The 17877-nt window shown below is 43.2% G+C and carries 10 protein-coding genes and 1 tRNA gene; 9 read left to right on the top strand and 2 right to left on the bottom strand.

Annotated features, from left to right (window positions below):
* Nucleotides 1–29: 29 nt before the first annotated feature.
* Nucleotides 30–1163 (bottom strand): CsgG/HfaB family protein, encoded by a 1134-nt coding sequence (locus L3Q70_RS15000; protein ID WP_237114532.1) that lies wholly within the window; start codon nt 1161–1163, stop codon nt 30–32.
* Between the two features lie 133 nt (nt 1164–1296).
* Nucleotides 1297–5241 (bottom strand): two-component regulator propeller domain-containing protein, encoded by a 3945-nt coding sequence (locus L3Q70_RS14995; protein WP_237114531.1) that lies wholly within the window; start codon nt 5239–5241, stop codon nt 1297–1299.
* Nucleotides 5242–5402: 161 nt separating this feature from the next.
* Between L3Q70_RS14995 and L3Q70_RS14990 the strand changes: the two genes are divergently transcribed.
* The 9 genes from L3Q70_RS14990 (at nt 5403) to rpoC (ending at nt 17726) form a co-directional block, all read left to right on the top strand.
* Nucleotides 5403–5479 (top strand) — tRNA-Trp (locus L3Q70_RS14990).
* Nucleotides 5480–5607: 128 nt separating this feature from the next.
* Nucleotides 5608–5985: a preprotein translocase subunit SecE gene (secE, locus tag L3Q70_RS14985; RefSeq protein WP_062568395.1), complete on the top strand. Its 378-nt coding sequence runs from the start codon at nt 5608–5610 to the stop codon at nt 5983–5985.
* Between the two features lie 4 nt (nt 5986–5989).
* Nucleotides 5990–6547 carry a transcription termination/antitermination protein NusG gene (gene nusG / locus L3Q70_RS14980; protein ID WP_062568394.1) on the top strand — a complete coding sequence of 186 codons (558 nt, stop codon included), beginning with the start codon at nt 5990–5992 and terminating at the stop codon, nt 6545–6547.
* A 213-nt stretch (nt 6548–6760) separates the two neighbouring features.
* The gene (gene rplK, locus L3Q70_RS14975; protein ID WP_054554827.1) at nt 6761–7189 is read left to right on the top strand and encodes a 50S ribosomal protein L11; all 429 of its coding nucleotides are present in this window, start codon (nt 6761–6763) and stop codon (nt 7187–7189) included.
* Nucleotides 7190–7193: 4 nt separating this feature from the next.
* Nucleotides 7194–7898, top strand: coding sequence for a 50S ribosomal protein L1 (gene rplA, locus L3Q70_RS14970; protein WP_062568393.1), 705 nt, complete (start codon nt 7194–7196; stop codon nt 7896–7898).
* Between the two features lie 321 nt (nt 7899–8219).
* A complete protein-coding gene (rplJ, locus tag L3Q70_RS14965) occupies nt 8220–8714 on the top strand; it encodes a 50S ribosomal protein L10 (RefSeq protein WP_062568392.1) in 495 nt (164 codons plus the stop codon).
* Nucleotides 8715–8795: 81 nt separating this feature from the next.
* On the top strand, nt 8796–9158 hold the full coding sequence (gene rplL / locus L3Q70_RS14960) for a 50S ribosomal protein L7/L12 (RefSeq protein ID WP_062568391.1): 363 nt from the start codon (nt 8796–8798) through the stop codon (nt 9156–9158).
* A 272-nt stretch (nt 9159–9430) separates the two neighbouring features.
* Nucleotides 9431–13456 (top strand): DNA-directed RNA polymerase subunit beta, encoded by a 4026-nt coding sequence (gene rpoB, locus L3Q70_RS14955; protein WP_062568390.1) that lies wholly within the window; start codon nt 9431–9433, stop codon nt 13454–13456.
* Between the two features lie 97 nt (nt 13457–13553).
* On the top strand, nt 13554–17726 hold the full coding sequence (gene rpoC / locus L3Q70_RS14950) for a DNA-directed RNA polymerase subunit beta' (protein WP_062568389.1): 4173 nt from the start codon (nt 13554–13556) through the stop codon (nt 17724–17726).
* Nucleotides 17727–17877 lie beyond the last annotated feature (151 nt).

Here is a 17877-nt window from a genome sequence, read left to right as displayed (position 1 = left end):
GCCAGTGCTAGCACTGGCTGTTATTTTGCTTAGTTGAATTTAAAAATACTGCCAAGGCTTTCTAAACTTGATTTGTTTGTTTTGGCAATACACCCTGAATCATCAAGAGACTTTTTGGTCGTCTCATCCGCAAGACCAGTCACTTTGAGCTTATTTTCTTGCTGATACTCAGTGAGTGCAATCACGGTTGCTTCATCGTACTCTACGTCTTCTACTTCATATTCTTCGTAGTGAGGCTGTCTTTTCAAATAACCCAAACAAACCAAGTTCAGTCGTGACATCGCCAAGTCTGTTTTTTCGTAGTAAGGCATTCTATGATTAGGAACAGTAACTGATGCCACTGCTGCTTTAGTGGGGGCTGCAGCTGCAGTTACTTTTAGTGGTGCAGGCGCTGTGTGACCAGCCGCTATCGTGTTATCACTATTGTAACGATAATAGGTCGCTGGCACTTTTGATTCTAAGAACTCAACCGCTTTTATAATCACTTCACGTAATGCTTTTTCTTTTGGCGTGTTTGACCAACTACTCAGGTTGCCGCCGACTAGGGCGCCACCAAAGTTAGTTGCAGCAGAGGTAAAATTAAAATCTTTACTACCACCTTCTACGCTAGTGGCTGCTAGAATACGAGAGGTACGGGTGTCTATTAAGCGTAAATCAATAGCCATGTGTGAACTTGAAAAGCCCGCTGATACTGAGCTAAATACATCACCAATAAACCCACCACTGCCTACACGAGTACCAGAGTTGTCGTCATCGAACTCTGTGACCGCTGCTACAACCACAATTTCGGCACCCTCTATTTCGCCGTAGGCTGCACCTGATGCTGCACTTACTCGACCTGATACCGCTAAGTCTTGCTCTGATAAAACAGCATCAAGCGCTTGTCGCTCTAAAACGATAAATCGATTGGTACTAACTAGTGCAGTTGTTAGCTGATCTGCCATACCTTCACCAATTTCTTTACGCCACCAACGCGAGTCGTTGGACTTATCGGTAAAGCGTGCCACAGCGACTCTGGCTTTAGGGCCATTGTATTGTTGTTGTGCGACTTCGTTTATATTCGGGCTGTTGTTATTGCTTGTGGTTGTCGTCGTACTTTGGCATGCAGTTAGTGCAGCAGCAATTAAAGTGAGCGTAATCGCTTTGTGTGTTTTGGTGAGCATATGACTTTCCTTAACTTATATCTCATGCAGTAAATAACGCCACAATACGGGCTTTGTTTTTATGAATGTTTATTAGGATAAGTTATAAAAATCAGTACATTAAAAATAGCACTCAAGCGAAAAGTTTATTCACTCACACGAAATTAGCGCGTTTTTGATGGTTATCTCGATACTGTTTTGGTGAGAGGCCAAAATAACTTTTAAAGCTTCGAGCAAAATAACTTTGCGAGCTAAAGCCATTTTGTTCAGCTATCAGACCAATTGCTGATGTGCTATTGATTAGGTGTTCTTTTGCAAACTCTAAACGTGTATTGCGCAAATAGTCTGATGGAGTTTGTGAATATAATGCTTTCATTTTTAATTGAAGTGCACGGGGGCTTAAACATAATGCAGAGGCAAGTTGTTCGACGGAGAAACTTTCATCTTGATAATGAGTTTGCACTACCTGCTTAAGCTTTTCTGTAAAGGAGTAGTCTTTATTGTGAACCGTAATCTGTGCGGATGAGTCTGTGTGTAGCGGGGCAGCAAGCTGCGCCGTTAAATGCTGGTTTAAGATGTGTCTTAAATTAAGCAACCCCTTAACACGACTGATCAGTATTGCTGGTTCAAACGGTTTACTTAAAAAATCATCGGCTAATAAATCGAGGCCTTTTAAACGACTATTTTTGTCTGCCTTTGCAGAAAGCAATAGGACAGGAATGTGGCTGGTGGCGGGGTTGGCACGTAGTTTAGTCAATAGTTGATAGCCATCCATATTAGGCATCATGACATCACTAATGATTAGGTCTGGCAGGCTCGTTTGACATAGTTCAATAGCTTGTTGACCATCAATTGCGCAGATACAACGAAACTCCTCATTAAATAACGAAAGTAATAGCTCAGCCATGTCTTGGTTATCCTCAACAATGAGAATAGTTGGCTGTGAGGAGTGCAGTTCAATTGAGTTATTTATATGTTTACCAGAGGCGATTGCAAGAGGAAGTGACACATTAAAACAGCTTCCTTTGTTAACTTGACTTTGTAGGGTGATTATACCGCCATATTCTTCAACTAGCTGCTTTACCAAGGTTAGGCCGATTCCACTTCCTGACTCTTCTGATGTTGCCACGCGGGTAAAGCGTTTAAAAACTTGTTGCTGATGCTTGTCGGCAATTCCGATACCCGTATCAATAATGCTAAATATTGCCCGTTGCTGTTCCATCGAGAGGCTAATACTAACTTTACCACCTTGTGGGGTGTACTTTAGGGCATTACTAATTAGGTTACTAAAGATAGAGTGAGCATGCTCGGGAGCAAGGGCAATCATGCATTCTTCTGCCGTATTAGTGTGAAAATTAAATTGCAGTTGCTTTTGCTTAAAGAGCGGCGTGAAATCGTTTACCAGGTTGGTCAGAAAATCATTTAATGAATACGGTGATACCGTGTAAATAGCTGTACTTGGACGTTTACTTAGTTGTAAAAGTTGATTAATGAGCTCAAGCAAACGCTGGCAATTGCGCTTTATACTAGCAAGTTGCGTTTGTGTATGTTGGTCAGTATTACTCTGCTGTAACTGACTTATCGGAGCAAGTATTAAGCTCAGTGGTGTTTTTAGCTCATGGCTAATGTTATCTAGAAATTGATCTTTTAATTTGTTTAATTCAATTTCAGTTTGCTTTTCTTGCTCAGCGAGTTTGCGTTGGTACAGTGCATTTAAAAGTAGCCAAGTTAGCGTTAATGCCATGATTAGGTAGATGCCATAGGCTAATTTACTTTGCCACCAAGGAGGCACAACAGTTAACTTTAGCAAGGCGGCACTGTCACTCCACTGGCCGTATTGATCTTTTGCCTTGATTAATAATTGGTAGTTACCAGCTGGAAGTTGTGGGTAGTTGACTTGCCTAAGAGAGGCATCTGTATACAAAAACTGTTTATCAAAGCCTGCTAACTTGTAGCCATATTGATAATGTTTTGGCGTGGCTGCATTATTTAATGCACTAAATTTAAAGCCAATAACGCCAGCTGATTGCTCAAAAGAGAGTGAATGGGTGGAACTGGCAAGCGTATTTGTTTGCTTACCGAAGTGATTGCTCTCAATTGCGTGGTTGTTCAGTAATAGCTCAGTTAATACCGGAGTAGGGGGAGCGTGCGATAAGGTTAACTGCTCAGGATAAAAGTGGTTATAACCATTAATACCGCCAAAGAATAATTCGCCATCGTCTGCTTGAAAGCTTGCGCCCAGTATAAATGATTGGTGCTGAATACCGTCTTCTGGCAAAAATTGCTGCATTTGTTCTGTGACAGGATTATAGCGTGTTAGTCCGCCGTTGGTTGCTAGCCAAAGCATGTCTTGCTGATCAGTTAAAATATCAAAAATATTATCATTCGCTAAGCCGTGCTGCTCGGTAATTTGTTTAACGTTAAAATTATCTTTATTGACTTGGTTCAGTCCCTGCATTGTACCAACCCAAATGATGTTCTTTTTTAGCAGTAAAGAAGTCACCATGTTATGACTAAGCCCTGTATCGGCTGAGCTTTGTTGATCCAATAAACTAAATTGCTCACTTGCAATATCTAACTTATTGAGCCCTGCTCGGGTGCCAATCCAAAGAGCATGGTCATCACTATCATAGGCAAGTGTAAATACAGTGTTGTTCGCAAGGCTGTTGCTTGTGTCGTTATGCTTGAAGTGAGTTACTTTAGCTGATTCAGGCTCAAACCGAGTAAGTCCTTGGTTACTGCCAAGCCAAAGTGCACCCGTTTTGTCACTGGTTATCGCGTAAACACGATCACTCGCTAGCTGGTGGCTTTGCATGGTGAAAATTTCAAAGCTATCACTACCATCCTGATACTTAACTAAGCCGCCACCGTAAGTGCCTACCCATAACTGATGATTGTTATCTTCATGGAGGGCAAATATATTACTGTTTGGTAGTGCGTCTTTATAGTGATGATAGCCTTGGGTTGTTTTACGATTGAGTCCATCACGAGTGCCAATCCATACCTCTCCATTGGCTCTTTTTATGATTGAGCGAACAAAATTATGGCTCAAAGAATGTAGCTGAGAGGTTGTTGATTGATGAGAAAACTGCTGCTGTTTGGGGTCATACCGATGTACACCATAGCCATCAGTCCCTAGCCAAATAATACCTTGTGGGTCTTGATAAAGTGAAAGGAGATAATCACTGCTTAAACTATTTTGCTCTTGTTTATCATGGCGATATTGAATGTATTCTTTTTGCAAGTCTGCCTCAGCAGGCAAAAAGTATAAACCTTGCCCATAGCTTGTTAGCCAAAGATTGTTTTGAGCATCAATAAGGCTGTCAGTGATCCAGATACCTTTAAAGTGCTTAATTGGTTCACTCACTAACGTTGTTAGATTAAGCGTATAGAGTCCTTGCTTGCCGCCAACGAGTAACTTCTCGTGATTAAGTAAATTGAGATGCCATAACGGTGAGCTGATATTAGCGTATTGAGTAAATTGCTGCGTATTTGGATTAAATGAAAGTAACCCTTGGCTGGTAGCAAGCCAAAGCCGTTTATCAGTAACGATGATATCGCGAATGAGGGTGTTTTGTTGAGCATGTGCTTTAAATTGAAAATGTTTGAACTCGTTAGTGCTTAAATCAAAATAGCTTAATTTACCTTGCTCATGACCAAGCCAAAGATTACCCCTTGGTGTGAATGCCATCGACCAAATTTTATCGTCACTCAGCCCTGAATTCTTGCCTGAGGAGAATACTTCGAACTCGCCAGTATGCGTGTTAAGGCGATTGAGTCCCTTACTTGCAGTTGCAAACCAGAGTTGTTGATGCTGATCTTTTTGGCAGGAAGTGATCCAATTTCCCGAGATGCTTTTGCTATGCTTGTTGGCTTTAAAACGTTTAAATTCATAACCATCAAAACGATTTAACCCGCCTTGTGTGGCCAGCCATAAAAAGCCTTGTTGATCAGTTATACTGCAATTGATGGAGTTTTGACTTAAACCTTGCTGACTATTAAAAGTTGTCAGGTGTAATGGGCGAGCATTAGCAAGCTGACTAACAAGCAAAGTGATAGTAAACAATACAACGTAGCGGGCAAATTTTAACGGCAACACATGTATCCATGTCGTTTTCAGTTCCTTTATTGGGTTATAATAAACTGCTTTTTAATCAATGTTAATATTGATTTTTAAATAGACTGACGAGAATTTAACTTCTGGGTATCTTTTACACTTGTGTTAATGAATTGCGTAAGTATAATAGGCATCCACTTTGCAGGGGCGTAGTTCCAATTGGTAGAACAGCGGTCTCCAAAACCGACGGTTGGGAGTTCGAATCTCTCCGCCCCTGCCACTTTTACACTGTGTGTGAAGTCTAAAATTAAAAATCGGTTTAAATAGTCAGTTTTTAAGTTTAGATTTTAATGGATTAACCCTGCCAAAGAGCAGGGTTGTTGTGTCTGTAGTTAAGGTAATAATATTATGAGCACGAATGTAGAAACACCATCAAGTGCGATGGATTCAGTGAAGTGGATTGTAGCGATAGCGCTACTAGCAGGCGCAGTCGTTGGTAACCACATGTACGCAGACCAATCTGTATTATTACGTGCAATTGGCGTAGTAGTTGCTGTTGCAGCAGGTTTAGGTATTGCCTCACTTACTGAAAAAGGCCGTACTTTTATTGCGTTTGCAAAAGAGGCACGTATTGAAGTGCGTAAAGTTGTTTGGCCAACGCGCCAAGAAACAACCCATACGACCTTAATTGTTATGGTTGCAACTGTGATTATGGCACTTATCCTGTGGGGATTAGATGGCATTTTATTCCGCGCTGTAGGCTTTTTAACTGGATTGGAGATCTGATCCCATGTCGGATGAGAAGAACGAAAAGAAACTACGTTGGTACGTAGTACAAGCTTTCTCGGGTTATGAGAAGCGTGTTGCACAAACTATTCTTGAGCACATCAAGATCGAAGGTTTGGAAGATAGTTTTGGTGAGGTTTTAGTACCCACTGAAGAAGTTGTTGAGATGCGCGCTGGTCAAAAGCGTAAATCTGAGCGTAAATTCTTCCCAGGTTACGTATTAGTAGAAATGGACATGAACGATGCAAGCTGGCACTTAGTGAACAGCACTGCGCGTGTAATGGGCTTTATTGGTGGTACATCAGACCGTCCTGCACCAATCAGCAAAAAAGAAGCTGATCGCATCTTAAATCGTCTGCAAGAAAACGCTGAAGCACCAAAACCTGCAACATTATTTGAACCAGGCGAAGTTGTTCGCGTTATTGATGGTCCATTTGCTGATTTCAGCGGTGTCGTTGAAGAAGTGGATTACGAAAAGAGCCGCGTGAAAGTATCTGTACTTATCTTTGGTCGTTCGACACCGGTTGAGCTTGAATTTGGTCAAGTTGAACAAGACAAATAAGTAAAAAATTAAAGCTGTCAAAATCGCTTAATATTTTGGCAATAAGCTTGAAAAAGGCCGTTGATTAACTTATAATCAGCGGCCTTTTTGTGTTAGGGCAAGTTATCACTTGTTTTATCACGAAAAGTGAGAACCAATTTTTAAACTGGGAAGCCGTTAGAGTACGCGTCCTCGCGCGCACAAGGCTATGACCCACCAAATGAGGTATTTATTATGGCTAAAAAAGTTGAAGCTATTATCAAGCTACAAGTTGCCGCTGGTATGGCTAACCCTAGTCCTCCAGTAGGTCCAGCACTAGGTCAACACGGTGTAAACATCATGGAATTCTGTAAAGCGTTCAACGCACGTACAGAGTCTATCGAAAAAGGCGCTCCAGTTCCTGTAGTGATCTCTGTTTACGGTGACCGTTCTTTCACGTTCGACATGAAAACTCCACCGGCTGCTTACTTACTTAAGAAAGCTGCAGGTATCAAATCAGGTTCTGGCCGTCCTAACACTGAAAAAGTGGGTACAGTTACTCGTGCTCAACTTGAAGAAATCGTTGAGACAAAACGACCTGACCTTACAGCGGCTGATATGGACGCTGCAGTTCGCACTATCGCAGGTTCTGCGCGTGCGATGGGCTTGAACGTAGAGGACTAAGATAATGGCAAAATTAACTAAACGTATGCGTACAATCCGCGAAAAAGTGGATGCGACTAAAGATTACGAAATCAACGAAGCCGTTGCTCTTTTAAAAGAGTTAGCGACAGCTAAATTCGTAGAAAGTGTTGACGTTGCTGTTAACCTTGGTATCGATGCTCGTAAATCTGACCAAAACGTTCGTGGTGCAACTGTACTACCTAACGGTACTGGTCGTGAAGTTCGTGTTGCTGTATTCACACAAGGCGCTAATGCAGATGCTGCGAAAGAAGCTGGTGCTGAATTAGTGGGCATGGAAGATCTTGCTGAACAAGTTAAGAAAGGCGAGATGAACTTTGACGTTGTTGTTGCATCTCCAGACGCTATGCGTGTTGTTGGTCAACTAGGTCAAATCTTAGGCCCACGTGGTCTAATGCCAAACCCTAAAACTGGTACTGTAACACCTAACGTTGCAGAAGCAGTTAAAAACGCGAAAGCAGGTCAAGTTCGTTACCGTAACGACAAGAACGGTATCATCCATACTACTATCGGTAAGGTTGATTTCACTGCTGAGCAACTTCAACAAAACCTTGAAGCTCTTATTGTTGCGCTTAAGAAGGCTAAACCTTCTCAAGCAAAGGGTACTTACGTGAAAAAAGTAACTATCTCTACAACAATGGGCGCAGGTGTTGCTGTTGACCAAAACTCTTTAAGCACAGTTGTTGCTTAATTAAGAGTTTACATGGCGCGAAATTTAAACTATAATTTTGCGCCATTTTGTTGAGAAAGTTAATTTCGAAACAAGTAAAGAATTCGGGTTGAAGTCCATAATTTCGTACTGCCTTCGGGTAAAAACGATAAATTGGGCTTCCGTCCAAGACCGTAGGCGGCTTCGGCCTTAATGAATTTTACCTACGTAGACGGTGTGAATCCCCAGATAGATTTTTCCTAATCTTCTGGCTCTCGCCGTAAAAAGCATCTCCATCATTGATGGGGAAGAGTAGAACAGGGAAGCCTATGTAGGCGACCCATTAAACCAGGAGTAACACCCATGGCTTTAAATCTTCAAGGCAAAAAAGCAATTGTTGCTGAAGTCAACGAAGCAGCCACTGGTGCTCTTTCTGCAGTTGTTGCAGATTCTCGTGGTGTAACAGTTGGTGCTATCACTGCCCTTCGTAAAGAAGCTCGTGAAGCTGGTGTATGGATGAAAGTTGTTCGTAACACATTAGCTAAACGTGCTGTTGAAGGTACAGATTTTGAGTGCCTTTCTGACTCACTTGTTGGTCCAAGCTTAATCGCTTTCTCATCAGAGCACCCAGGTGCTGCTGCGCGTATCTTCTCAGATTTCGCGAAAAAGAATGAGAAATTCGAAGTTAAGACGGCTGCATTTGAAGGTAATGTAGTAGACGCAGCTATGCTAGCAACTCTACCTACTTACGACGAAGCTGTTGCACGCTTAATGAGCGCTATGAAAGAAGCGTCTGCTGGCAAATTGTGTAAAACAATTGAAGCAGTACGTGTACAGAAAGCTGAGCAAGCTGCTTAATTTTAAGCTGTTTTTTTGTTCACTTTCGGTGTAATATTTTTTTTGGGCTAGTATTAGTCCGTAATAATTAGGAAATTTGTAATGTCTGTAACTAAAGACCAAATCCTTGATGCTATTGCTGAAATGTCAGTAATGGACGTTGTTGCTCTAGTTGAAGCAATGGAAGAGAAATTCGGCGTAACTGCAGCTGCTGCTGTTGTTGCTGGTCCTGCTGCTGAAGCAGCTGAAGAAAAGACTGAGTTTGACGTAATCCTTACTGGCGCTGGCGCTAACAAGGTTGCTGCAATCAAAGCTGTACGTGGTGCAACTGGTCTTGGCCTTAAAGAAGCGAAAGCTCTTGTTGAATCAGCTCCTGCACCTCTTAAAGAAGGTGTATCTAAAGAAGAAGCTGAAGCGCTTGCAAAAGACCTTACTGAAGCTGGTGCTGAAGTTGAGGTTAAGTAATCTAGCTTACGCTAGGTTCGCTGCCTGAGTAATCAGGCAAGGGCTGGTGATTATTTAATCACCGGCCTTTTTGCGCTATGGAGCGATGCAATCCTGTAGCGCAAATAAAATCTAGTTTTCTCTTTATTTTCAAGTTGTTACCTTTTTTGGTATTGAAAGTGACAGAGCAAAATAGAACAACAATTTAATGTTGTATATCTTGGCATAGATGCCAGTTAAGTCTGTTCTTACAAGAACAGGTCGGGTCAAAGATCAGCAAGCTGAGGAACCCCATGGCTTACTCTTATTCTGAAAAGAAACGTATCCGTAAGGATTTTGGTAAACGTCCACAAGTTTTGGATATACCTTTCTTACTGTCGACGCAGTTAGAATCGTTTAAAAAATTCTTAGTCCCTGACGCTGATGGCGATCACGGTTTGGAAGCTGCTTTCCGTTCTGTGTTTCCGATCAAAAGCTACTCGGGAAATTCTGAGCTACAATACGTCAGTTATCGTATTGGTGAGCCAGTATTCGATGTAAAAGAATGTCAAATTCGCGGTGTGACTTATTCTGCTCCACTTCGCGTAAAATTGCGTCTTGTGGTGATGGACAAAGAAGCACCAGGCACAGTTAAAGACATAAAAGAGCAAGAAGTTTACATGGGCGAAATTCCGCTCATGACTGATACCGGTACCTTTGTAATCAATGGTACAGAGCGTGTTATCGTTTCTCAGCTACACCGTAGCCCTGGTGTATTCTTTGATAACGACCGCGGTAAAACTCACTCGTCAGGTAAAGTACTTTATAACGCGCGTGTAATTCCTTACCGTGGTTCATGGTTAGACTTCGAGTTTGATGCAAAAGATAACCTATATGTACGTATTGACCGTCGTCGTAAATTACCGGCGTCAATTATCTTACGTGCTCTAGAGTTCTCTACGGAAGAAATCCTAGATATCTTCTTCGATACCACTGCGTTTGAAGTAACTGACGGTAAAGTTCTTATGGAACTTGTACCTTCACGTTTACGCGGTGAAACTGCCGCTTTTGATATCAAAGGCGAAGACGGTGAAGTCCTTGTTGAAGCGGGTCGTCGTATTACTGCGCGTCACATCAAGAACATCGAGAAAAAAGGTATTAACCAATTAGAAGTACCGCATGAGTACATCATTGGTCGTGTTGTAGCTAAAAACTATGTTGACGAATCAACGGGTGAGATCATCGCTAACGCGAATGATGAGCTATCACTTGAGCTAATGGCTGAATTGGTTAAAGCAGGTCACACTAAGATTGATACATTATATATCAACGAAGTGGACAGCGGCGCCTACATGTCAGATACATTACGTATCGACACAACAAGCAACCGTTTAGAAGCATTAGTAGAAATTTATCGCATGATGCGCCCAGGTGAGCCACCGACGAAAGACGCGGCTGAAGCCTTGTTTGATAACTTGTTCTTCTCTGAAGAGCGTTATGATCTATCAACAGTAGGTCGTATGAAGTTCAATAGCCGTGTAGGTTATGACTCAGATACAGGCCCTGGCACATTATCGAAAGAAGACATCGTAGCTGTTATGAAAGTGCTTATCGCTATTCGTAACGGTGTTGGCGATGTTGATGATATCGACCACTTAGGCAACCGCCGTATCCGTAGTGTTGGCGAAATGGCTGAGAACCAATTCCGCGTTGGTCTAGTACGTGTTGAGCGTGCTGTACGTGAGCGTTTAAGCTTAGGTGACCTTGATGCGGTAATGCCACAAGATCTTATTAACGCTAAGCCTATTTCGGCAGCCGTTAAAGAGTTCTTTGGTTCATCTCAGTTGTCACAGTTCATGGACCAAAATAACCCGCTTTCAGAAGTAACGCACAAGCGTCGTATTTCTGCATTAGGTCCGGGTGGTTTAACACGTGAACGCGCCGGCTTCGAAGTACGAGACGTTCACGTAACTCACTATGGTCGTGTATGTCCAATCGAAACGCCTGAGGGTCCAAACATCGGTCTAATTAACTCATTGTCTACGTACGCACGTACTAACGACTATGGTTTCTTAGAAACACCTTACCGTAAAGTGGTAAACGGTGTCGTAACTGATGAAGTAGATTATTTATCAGCCATTGAAGAAGGTCAGTTTGTTATCGCTCAGGCGAACTCAAACTTGAACGACAACAATGAGTTTGTTGATGAACTCATTCCATGTCGCCACAAAGGTGAATCAACCTTTATGGGCAAAATGGACCAGCAATATATGGACGTATCACCACAGCAGGTGATCTCTGTAGCGGCCGCACTTATCCCGTTCTTAGAACACGATGATGCTAACCGTGCATTGATGGGTTCAAACATGCAACGTCAAGCTGTACCAACGCTTATTGCGGACAAACCGCTAGTAGGTACAGGTATTGAGCTTACACTAGCGAAAGATTCTGGTGTAACGATCGTTGCTAAGCGTGGTGGTGAAGTAATGTATGCGGATGCGAGCCGCATCGTTGTAAATGTACATGAAGATGAGCGTATCCCTGGTGAAGCGGGCATCGATATTTACAACCTTACTAAATACACACGCTCAAACCAAAATACATGTATTAACCAAAAACCAACGTGTATGGTTGGTGAGCCGGTAACACGTGGTGACGTATTAGCAGATGGTCCTTCGACTGACTTAGGTGATTTAGCACTAGGTCAAAACCTTCGCGTGGCATTCATGCCATGGAATGGTTATAACTTCGAGGATTCAATCCTATTATCAGAGCGTGTAGTTCAAGAAGATCGTCTAACGACTATCCACATTCAAGAACTACAATGTATCGCACGTGATACTAAATTAGGTCCTGAAGAGATCACAGCAGATATCCCTAACGTGGGTGAGTCTGCACTAGGCAAGCTTGATGAATCAGGCGTTGTTTATATCGGCGCTGAAGTGAAAGGCGGCGATATCCTAGTAGGTAAAGTGACTCCGAAAGGCGAAACGCAATTAACGCCAGAAGAAAAGCTACTACGTGCTATCTTCGGTGAGAAAGCGTCAGACGTTAAAGACAGCTCTTTACGTGTACCAAACTCTGTAACGGGTACTGTAATCGACGTACAAGTTTTCACCCGTGACGGTGTTGAAAAAGATAAGCGTGCGTTAGAAGTTGAAGACATGCAGCTTCGCGAAGCGAAGAAAGACTTCAATGAAGAGTTCCGTATCTTAGAAGCCGGTGTATTAGACCGTGCTCGTAAGTTACTTGTTGACGCTGGTCTGAACGCAGATTCAATTGCATCACTAAATGCTGAAAAGCTGCTTACTCAAAGCCTTGCTGAAGAAGACAAGCAAGCTGAGCTTGAGCAACTAGCCGCTCAGTACGATGAGCTTAAAGCTGAATACGATAAGAAGTTTGAAAACAAACGTCGTAAGATCACTCAAGGTGATGACTTAGCACCAGGCGTACTTAAGATTGTTAAAGTATACCTAGCTGTTAAACGTCGTATCCAACCGGGTGATAAGATGGCGGGTCGTCACGGTAACAAAGGTGTTATCTCGACTATCGTACCAGTAGAAGATATGCCATACGATGACAAAGGTCGTACGGTAGACATCGTTCTGAACCCGCTAGGTGTACCATCACGTATGAACATCGGTCAGATCCTAGAAACACACATGGGTCTTGCTGCACGTGGTGTGGGTGAGCGCTTAGAAGAAATGATGAAAGAGCAGCGTGAACTGCACGAAATCCGTAGCTTCGTTAAGAAAGTTTACGAATTAGGTGATTGTCGTCAGAAAGTCGATATCGACTCGTTCTCTGATGATGAAGTTCGTCGCTTAGCTGAAAACTTGAAAGGTGGTTTACCGATCGCAACTCCAGCCTTTGATGGTGCTCGTGAAAGCGAAATCAAAGACTTACTTGAGCTTGGTGGTTATCCAAGAAGCGGTCAAGTTACACTTTATGATGGCCGTACTGGCGATCAGTTCGAACGTCAAGTAACTGTTGGTTACATGTACATGTTGAAACTTAACCACTTGGTTGATGACAAGATGCACGCACGTTCAACTGGTTCTTACAGCCTTGTTACTCAGCAGCCGCTGGGTGGTAAAGCGCAGTTCGGTGGCCAGCGTTTCGGTGAGATGGAGGTGTGGGCACTAGAAGCTTACGGTGCTGCATATACTCTACAAGAAATGCTAACAGTGAAATCGGATGACGTGAACGGTCGTACTAAGATGTATAAGAACATCGTAGATGGTAACCATAAGATGGAACCAGGTATGCCAGAATCGTTCAACGTATTGTTGAAAGAAATCCGCTCACTGGGTATCAACATCGAGTTGGAAGAAAATTAAGCCATTTAGGTGCGGCGTAAGCCGCACCTGTTAGGCCGAATAGAATGTAGGGGCGATTGGTTCGCCCTCAAGATTAACCTCCGACAGGAGAGCTAAGGTGAAAGACTTACTTAAGTTTCTGAAGCAACAAAATAAGACCGAAGAATTCGATGCAATTCGCATTGGTCTTGCTTCGCCAGATATGGTTCGTTCATGGTCATACGGTGAAGTAAAGAAACCTGAGACAATCAACTACCGTACTTTCAAGCCTGAGCGCGACGGCTTATTCTGTGCCCGTATTTTCGGCCCAGTGAAAGATTATGAGTGTTTATGTGGTAAATATAAGCGCCTTAAGCACCGTGGTGTTATTTGTGAAAAGTGTGGCGTTGAAGTAACGCTAACTAAAGTGCGTCGTGACCGTATGGGTCACATTGAGCTTGCGAGCCCAGTTGCGCACATTTGGTTCTTAAAATCATTACCGTCACGTATCGGCTTAATGCTAGACATGACACTTCGTGACATCGAACGCGTACTTTACTTCGAATCATTCGTTGTAACTGAGCCTGGTATGACAACGCTTGAGCGTGGTCAGCTTTTAGGTGAAGAAGAGTACCTAGATGCACTAGAAGAGCACGGTGATGAGTTTGAAGCGAAGATGGGTGCTGAAGCAGTTTTAGACTTGCTTCGTGAACTTGATCTTGGCCAATTAATTGCTGAAATGCGTGAAGAGTTACCAACAATTAACTCTGAAACGAAGCGTAAGAAGATCACTAAACGTCTTAAATTAATGGAATCGTTCCACCAGTCAGGCAACAACCCTGAGTGGATGATCATGACTGTACTTCCAGTGCTGCCACCTGATCTACGTCCATTAGTACCACTAGACGGTGGTCGTTTTGCGACTTCTGATCTGAATGACCTATACCGTCGTGTTATTAACCGTAATAACCGTCTTAAGCGTCTATTAGATTTAGCAGCACCAGACATTATCGTACGCAACGAAAAACGTATGTTACAAGAAGCGGTAGATGCGCTACTTGATAACGGTCGTCGCGGCCGTGCGATCACAGGTTCTAACAAACGTCCTCTTAAATCGCTTGCTGATATGATCAAAGGTAAGCAAGGTCGTTTCCGTCAGAACTTACTTGGTAAACGTGTAGATTACTCAGGCCGTTCTGTAATCACAGTGGGTCCTACGCTTAAACTACACCAGTGTGGTCTTCCTAAGAAGATGGCACTTGAGCTATTCAAACCATTTATCTACGGCAAACTAGAGCGTCGCGGCATGGCTACGACTATCAAAGCTGCGAAGAAGATGGTTGAGCGTGAAGTGGCAGAGGTATGGGATGTATTAGACGAAGTAATTCGTGAACATCCAGTATTACTTAACCGTGCACCAACACTTCACCGTTTGGGTATCCAAGCGTTCGAACCTGTGCTTATCGAAGGTAAAGCGATCCATTTACATCCATTAGTTTGTGCGGCGTACAACGCTGACTTCGATGGTGACCAAATGGCGGTACACGTACCGTTAACGCTTGAAGCACAGTTAGAAGCACGTGCTCTAATGATGTCTACTAACAACATCCTATCTCCAGCGAATGGTGAGCCAATCATCGTTCCTTCACAGGACGTTGTATTAGGTCTTTATTACATGACTCGTGATCGCATTAATGCGAAAGGCGAAGGTACTGTATTTAAAGATCCTAAAGAAGCTGAAAAAGCATACCGCAGCGGTAACGCTGAGTTACATGCACGCGTAAAAGTACGTATCAGCGAGACAGTTAGTACTGAAGAGGGTGATGCAGTTGAGCAAGTATCTATTGTTGAAACAACAGTAGGTCGTGCGATTCTTTCACTCATCCTACCAAAAGGCATGCCGTTTGAGCTAATCAACCAAGCCCTAGGTAAGAAACAAATTTCTGGCTTATTAAACGAGTGTTACCGTCGTCTAGGTCTTAAAGATACAGTTATCTTTGCTGACCAAGTAATGTATACCGGTTTCCACTACGCGATGAAGTCAGGTGTTTCAATCGGTATCGATGACTTAGTTATCCCACCGGTTAAAGCAGAAATCATTGAATCAGCAGAAGCTGAAGTTACTGAAATCAACCAACAATTCCAATCAGGTCTTGTAACGGCTGGTGAAAAGTACAACAAAGTTATCGATATCTGGTCACGTGTAAATGAAAACTTATCACGTGAGATGATGGCGAACTTATCAAAAGATACTGTAATCAACGCGAAAGGCGAAGAAGAAGAGCAATCTTCATTTAACTCAGTGTTTATGATGGCCGATTCAGGTGCCCGTGGTAGCGCCGCTCAGATCCGTCAGCTAGCGGGTATGCGTGGTCTAATGGCACGTCCAGATGGTTCAATCATCGAGACACCAATCACGGCGAACTTCCGTGAAGGTCTAAACGTACTACAGTACTTCATCTCGACGCACGGTGCGCGTAAAGGTCTTGCCGATACAGCACTTAAAACAGCAAACTCGGGTTACTTAACGCGTCGTCTAGTAGACGTTGCACAAGACTTAGTAATCAATGAAGACGATTGTGGCACAGAAGATGGCTTAACAATGAAACCGCTTATCGAAGGTGGTGACGTTGTAGAAGCACTTCGCGAGCGTGTACTTGGTCGTGTTGTTGCTGAAGATGTTGTTATCCCTGGTACGAACGAAGTACTTGTTGAGCGTAACATTATGCTTGACGAAAAACTGTGTGATCTTTTAGAAGAGCACTCAGTGGATGAAGTACGCGTTCGTTCAGTTATCACCTGTGATAATGACTTTGGTGTATGTGCTAAGTGTTACGGTCGTGACCTTGCACGTGGCCATATCATCAACCCAGGTGAGTCAGTAGGTGTTATCGCGGCACAATCAATCGGTGAGCCGGGTACACAGCTTACGATGCGTACCTTCCACATCGGTGGTGCGGCGTCTCGAGCATCTGCTGAAAACAGTGTACAAGTTAAAACTAACGGTACATTGAAGTTACACAATGCGAAGTACGTATTAAACACAGACGGTAAGATTGTTATCACGTCTCGTTCAACAGAGATCACTATCATTGATAGCTTCGGTCGTGAGAAAGAGCGTTATAAAGTACCTTACGGTGCGGTGTTAACAGTACAAGATAATGCAGAAGTTCAAGGTAACGACATTGTTGCTACTTGGGACCCGCATAGTCACCCAATTGTTCTTGAGCACAAGTCAAAAATCTCATTCAGCGATATTGATGACTCAAATACCGAAGCACAAACAGACGAGTTAACTGGTTTAACACGTGTGGTTGTTAAAGACCTAGGTAAAGCGAATGCGAAAGAGCCGAAACTAATCATCGAAAGCGATGAGCGTGGTCTGCAAGAAACACGTCTACCTTCATTCACCACGATTGAAGTAACAGACGGCGCAACTGCAAACCCAGGTGACGTACTTGCACGTATTCCGCAAGAAGGTTCGAAGACTCGTGATATCACGGGTGGTCTACCTCGCGTAGCTGACTTATTCGAAGCACGTAAGCCGAAAGATCCTGCAATCCTTGCAGAAATCACAGGTACAATCAGCTTCGGTAAAGAAACGAAAGGTAAGAAGCGTCTTGTAATCACGCCAGCTGAGGGTGACGCATACGAAGAGATGATCCCTAAATGGCGTCAACTTAACGTGTTCGAAGGTGAGCAAGTGTCTAAAGGTGAGGTTATCGCCGATGGTCCTGAGTCACCACATGACATCTTACGCCTACGTGGTGTAACTCATGTAGCTAACTACATCGTTAACGAAGTGCAAGAGGTTTACCGCTTGCAAGGCGTTAAGATCAATGACAAGCACATTGAGACAATTATTCGTCAGATGCTACGTAAATGTATCATCCTTGACGGCGGTGACACTGAGTTCTTAGCCGGTGAACAAGTTGAAGTGGCACGCGTTAACATCGCGAACCGTGAACTTGAGAAACAAGGTAAGATCCCAGCGAAGTTTGAAATCCAGTTAATGGGTATCACTAAAGCGTCACTTGCAACAGAATCTTTCATTTCTGCAGCATCATTCCAGGAGACAACTCGTGTCCTAACTGAAGCAGCTGTAAATGGTAAGAGCGATGAACTTCGTGGTCTGAAAGAGAACGTAATCGTGGGTCGTCTGATCCCAGCTGGTACTGGCTTTGCGTATCACCAAGACCGTTTGAATCGTCGCAAGCAAGGTGAAATCATCGAAGAGCAAACAGTAAGCGCTGAAGAGGCAACTCAAGCACTTACTGACGCACTTAATGCTGATATCTCTGGAAACCAATAATCTCAGCTTAATCAATAGATTAAGTAATCGTAAGGCAGTTATCTGCTGCCTTACGATGAGTTAAGGTTGACAGGTTAAACTTTGCTCATTAAAATTCCGCCACCCATTTGCCTGCACGTTTTGTAACGAGCATGTAAACAGGGCGGATTTT

The sequence above is a fragment of the Pseudoalteromonas sp. CF6-2 genome (genome assembly GCF_021729425.1).
GTDB lineage: Bacteria > Pseudomonadota > Gammaproteobacteria > Enterobacterales > Alteromonadaceae > Pseudoalteromonas > Pseudoalteromonas arabiensis.
Note: the sequence above shows the minus strand (reverse complement) of the source record. Positions and strands in the feature narration are given on the sequence as shown.

Bases quoted from the DNA above. Each gene is read 5' to 3' on its own strand.
- L3Q70_RS15000 (WP_237114532.1), bottom strand. From the start codon at position 1,163: ATGCTCACCAAAACACACAAAGCGATTACGCTCACTTTAATTGCTGCT.
- secE (WP_062568395.1), top strand. From the start codon at position 5,608: ATGAGCACGAATGTAGAAACACCATCAAGTGCGATGGATTCAGTGAAG.
- nusG (WP_062568394.1), top strand. From the start codon at position 5,990: ATGTCGGATGAGAAGAACGAAAAGAAACTACGTTGGTACGTAGTACAA.
- rplK (WP_054554827.1), top strand. From the start codon at position 6,761: ATGGCTAAAAAAGTTGAAGCTATTATCAAGCTACAAGTTGCCGCTGGT.
- rplA (WP_062568393.1), top strand. From the start codon at position 7,194: ATGGCAAAATTAACTAAACGTATGCGTACAATCCGCGAAAAAGTGGAT.
- rplJ (WP_062568392.1), top strand. From the start codon at position 8,220: ATGGCTTTAAATCTTCAAGGCAAAAAAGCAATTGTTGCTGAAGTCAAC.
- rplL (WP_062568391.1), top strand. From the start codon at position 8,796: ATGTCTGTAACTAAAGACCAAATCCTTGATGCTATTGCTGAAATGTCA.
- rpoB (WP_062568390.1), top strand. From the start codon at position 9,431: ATGGCTTACTCTTATTCTGAAAAGAAACGTATCCGTAAGGATTTTGGT.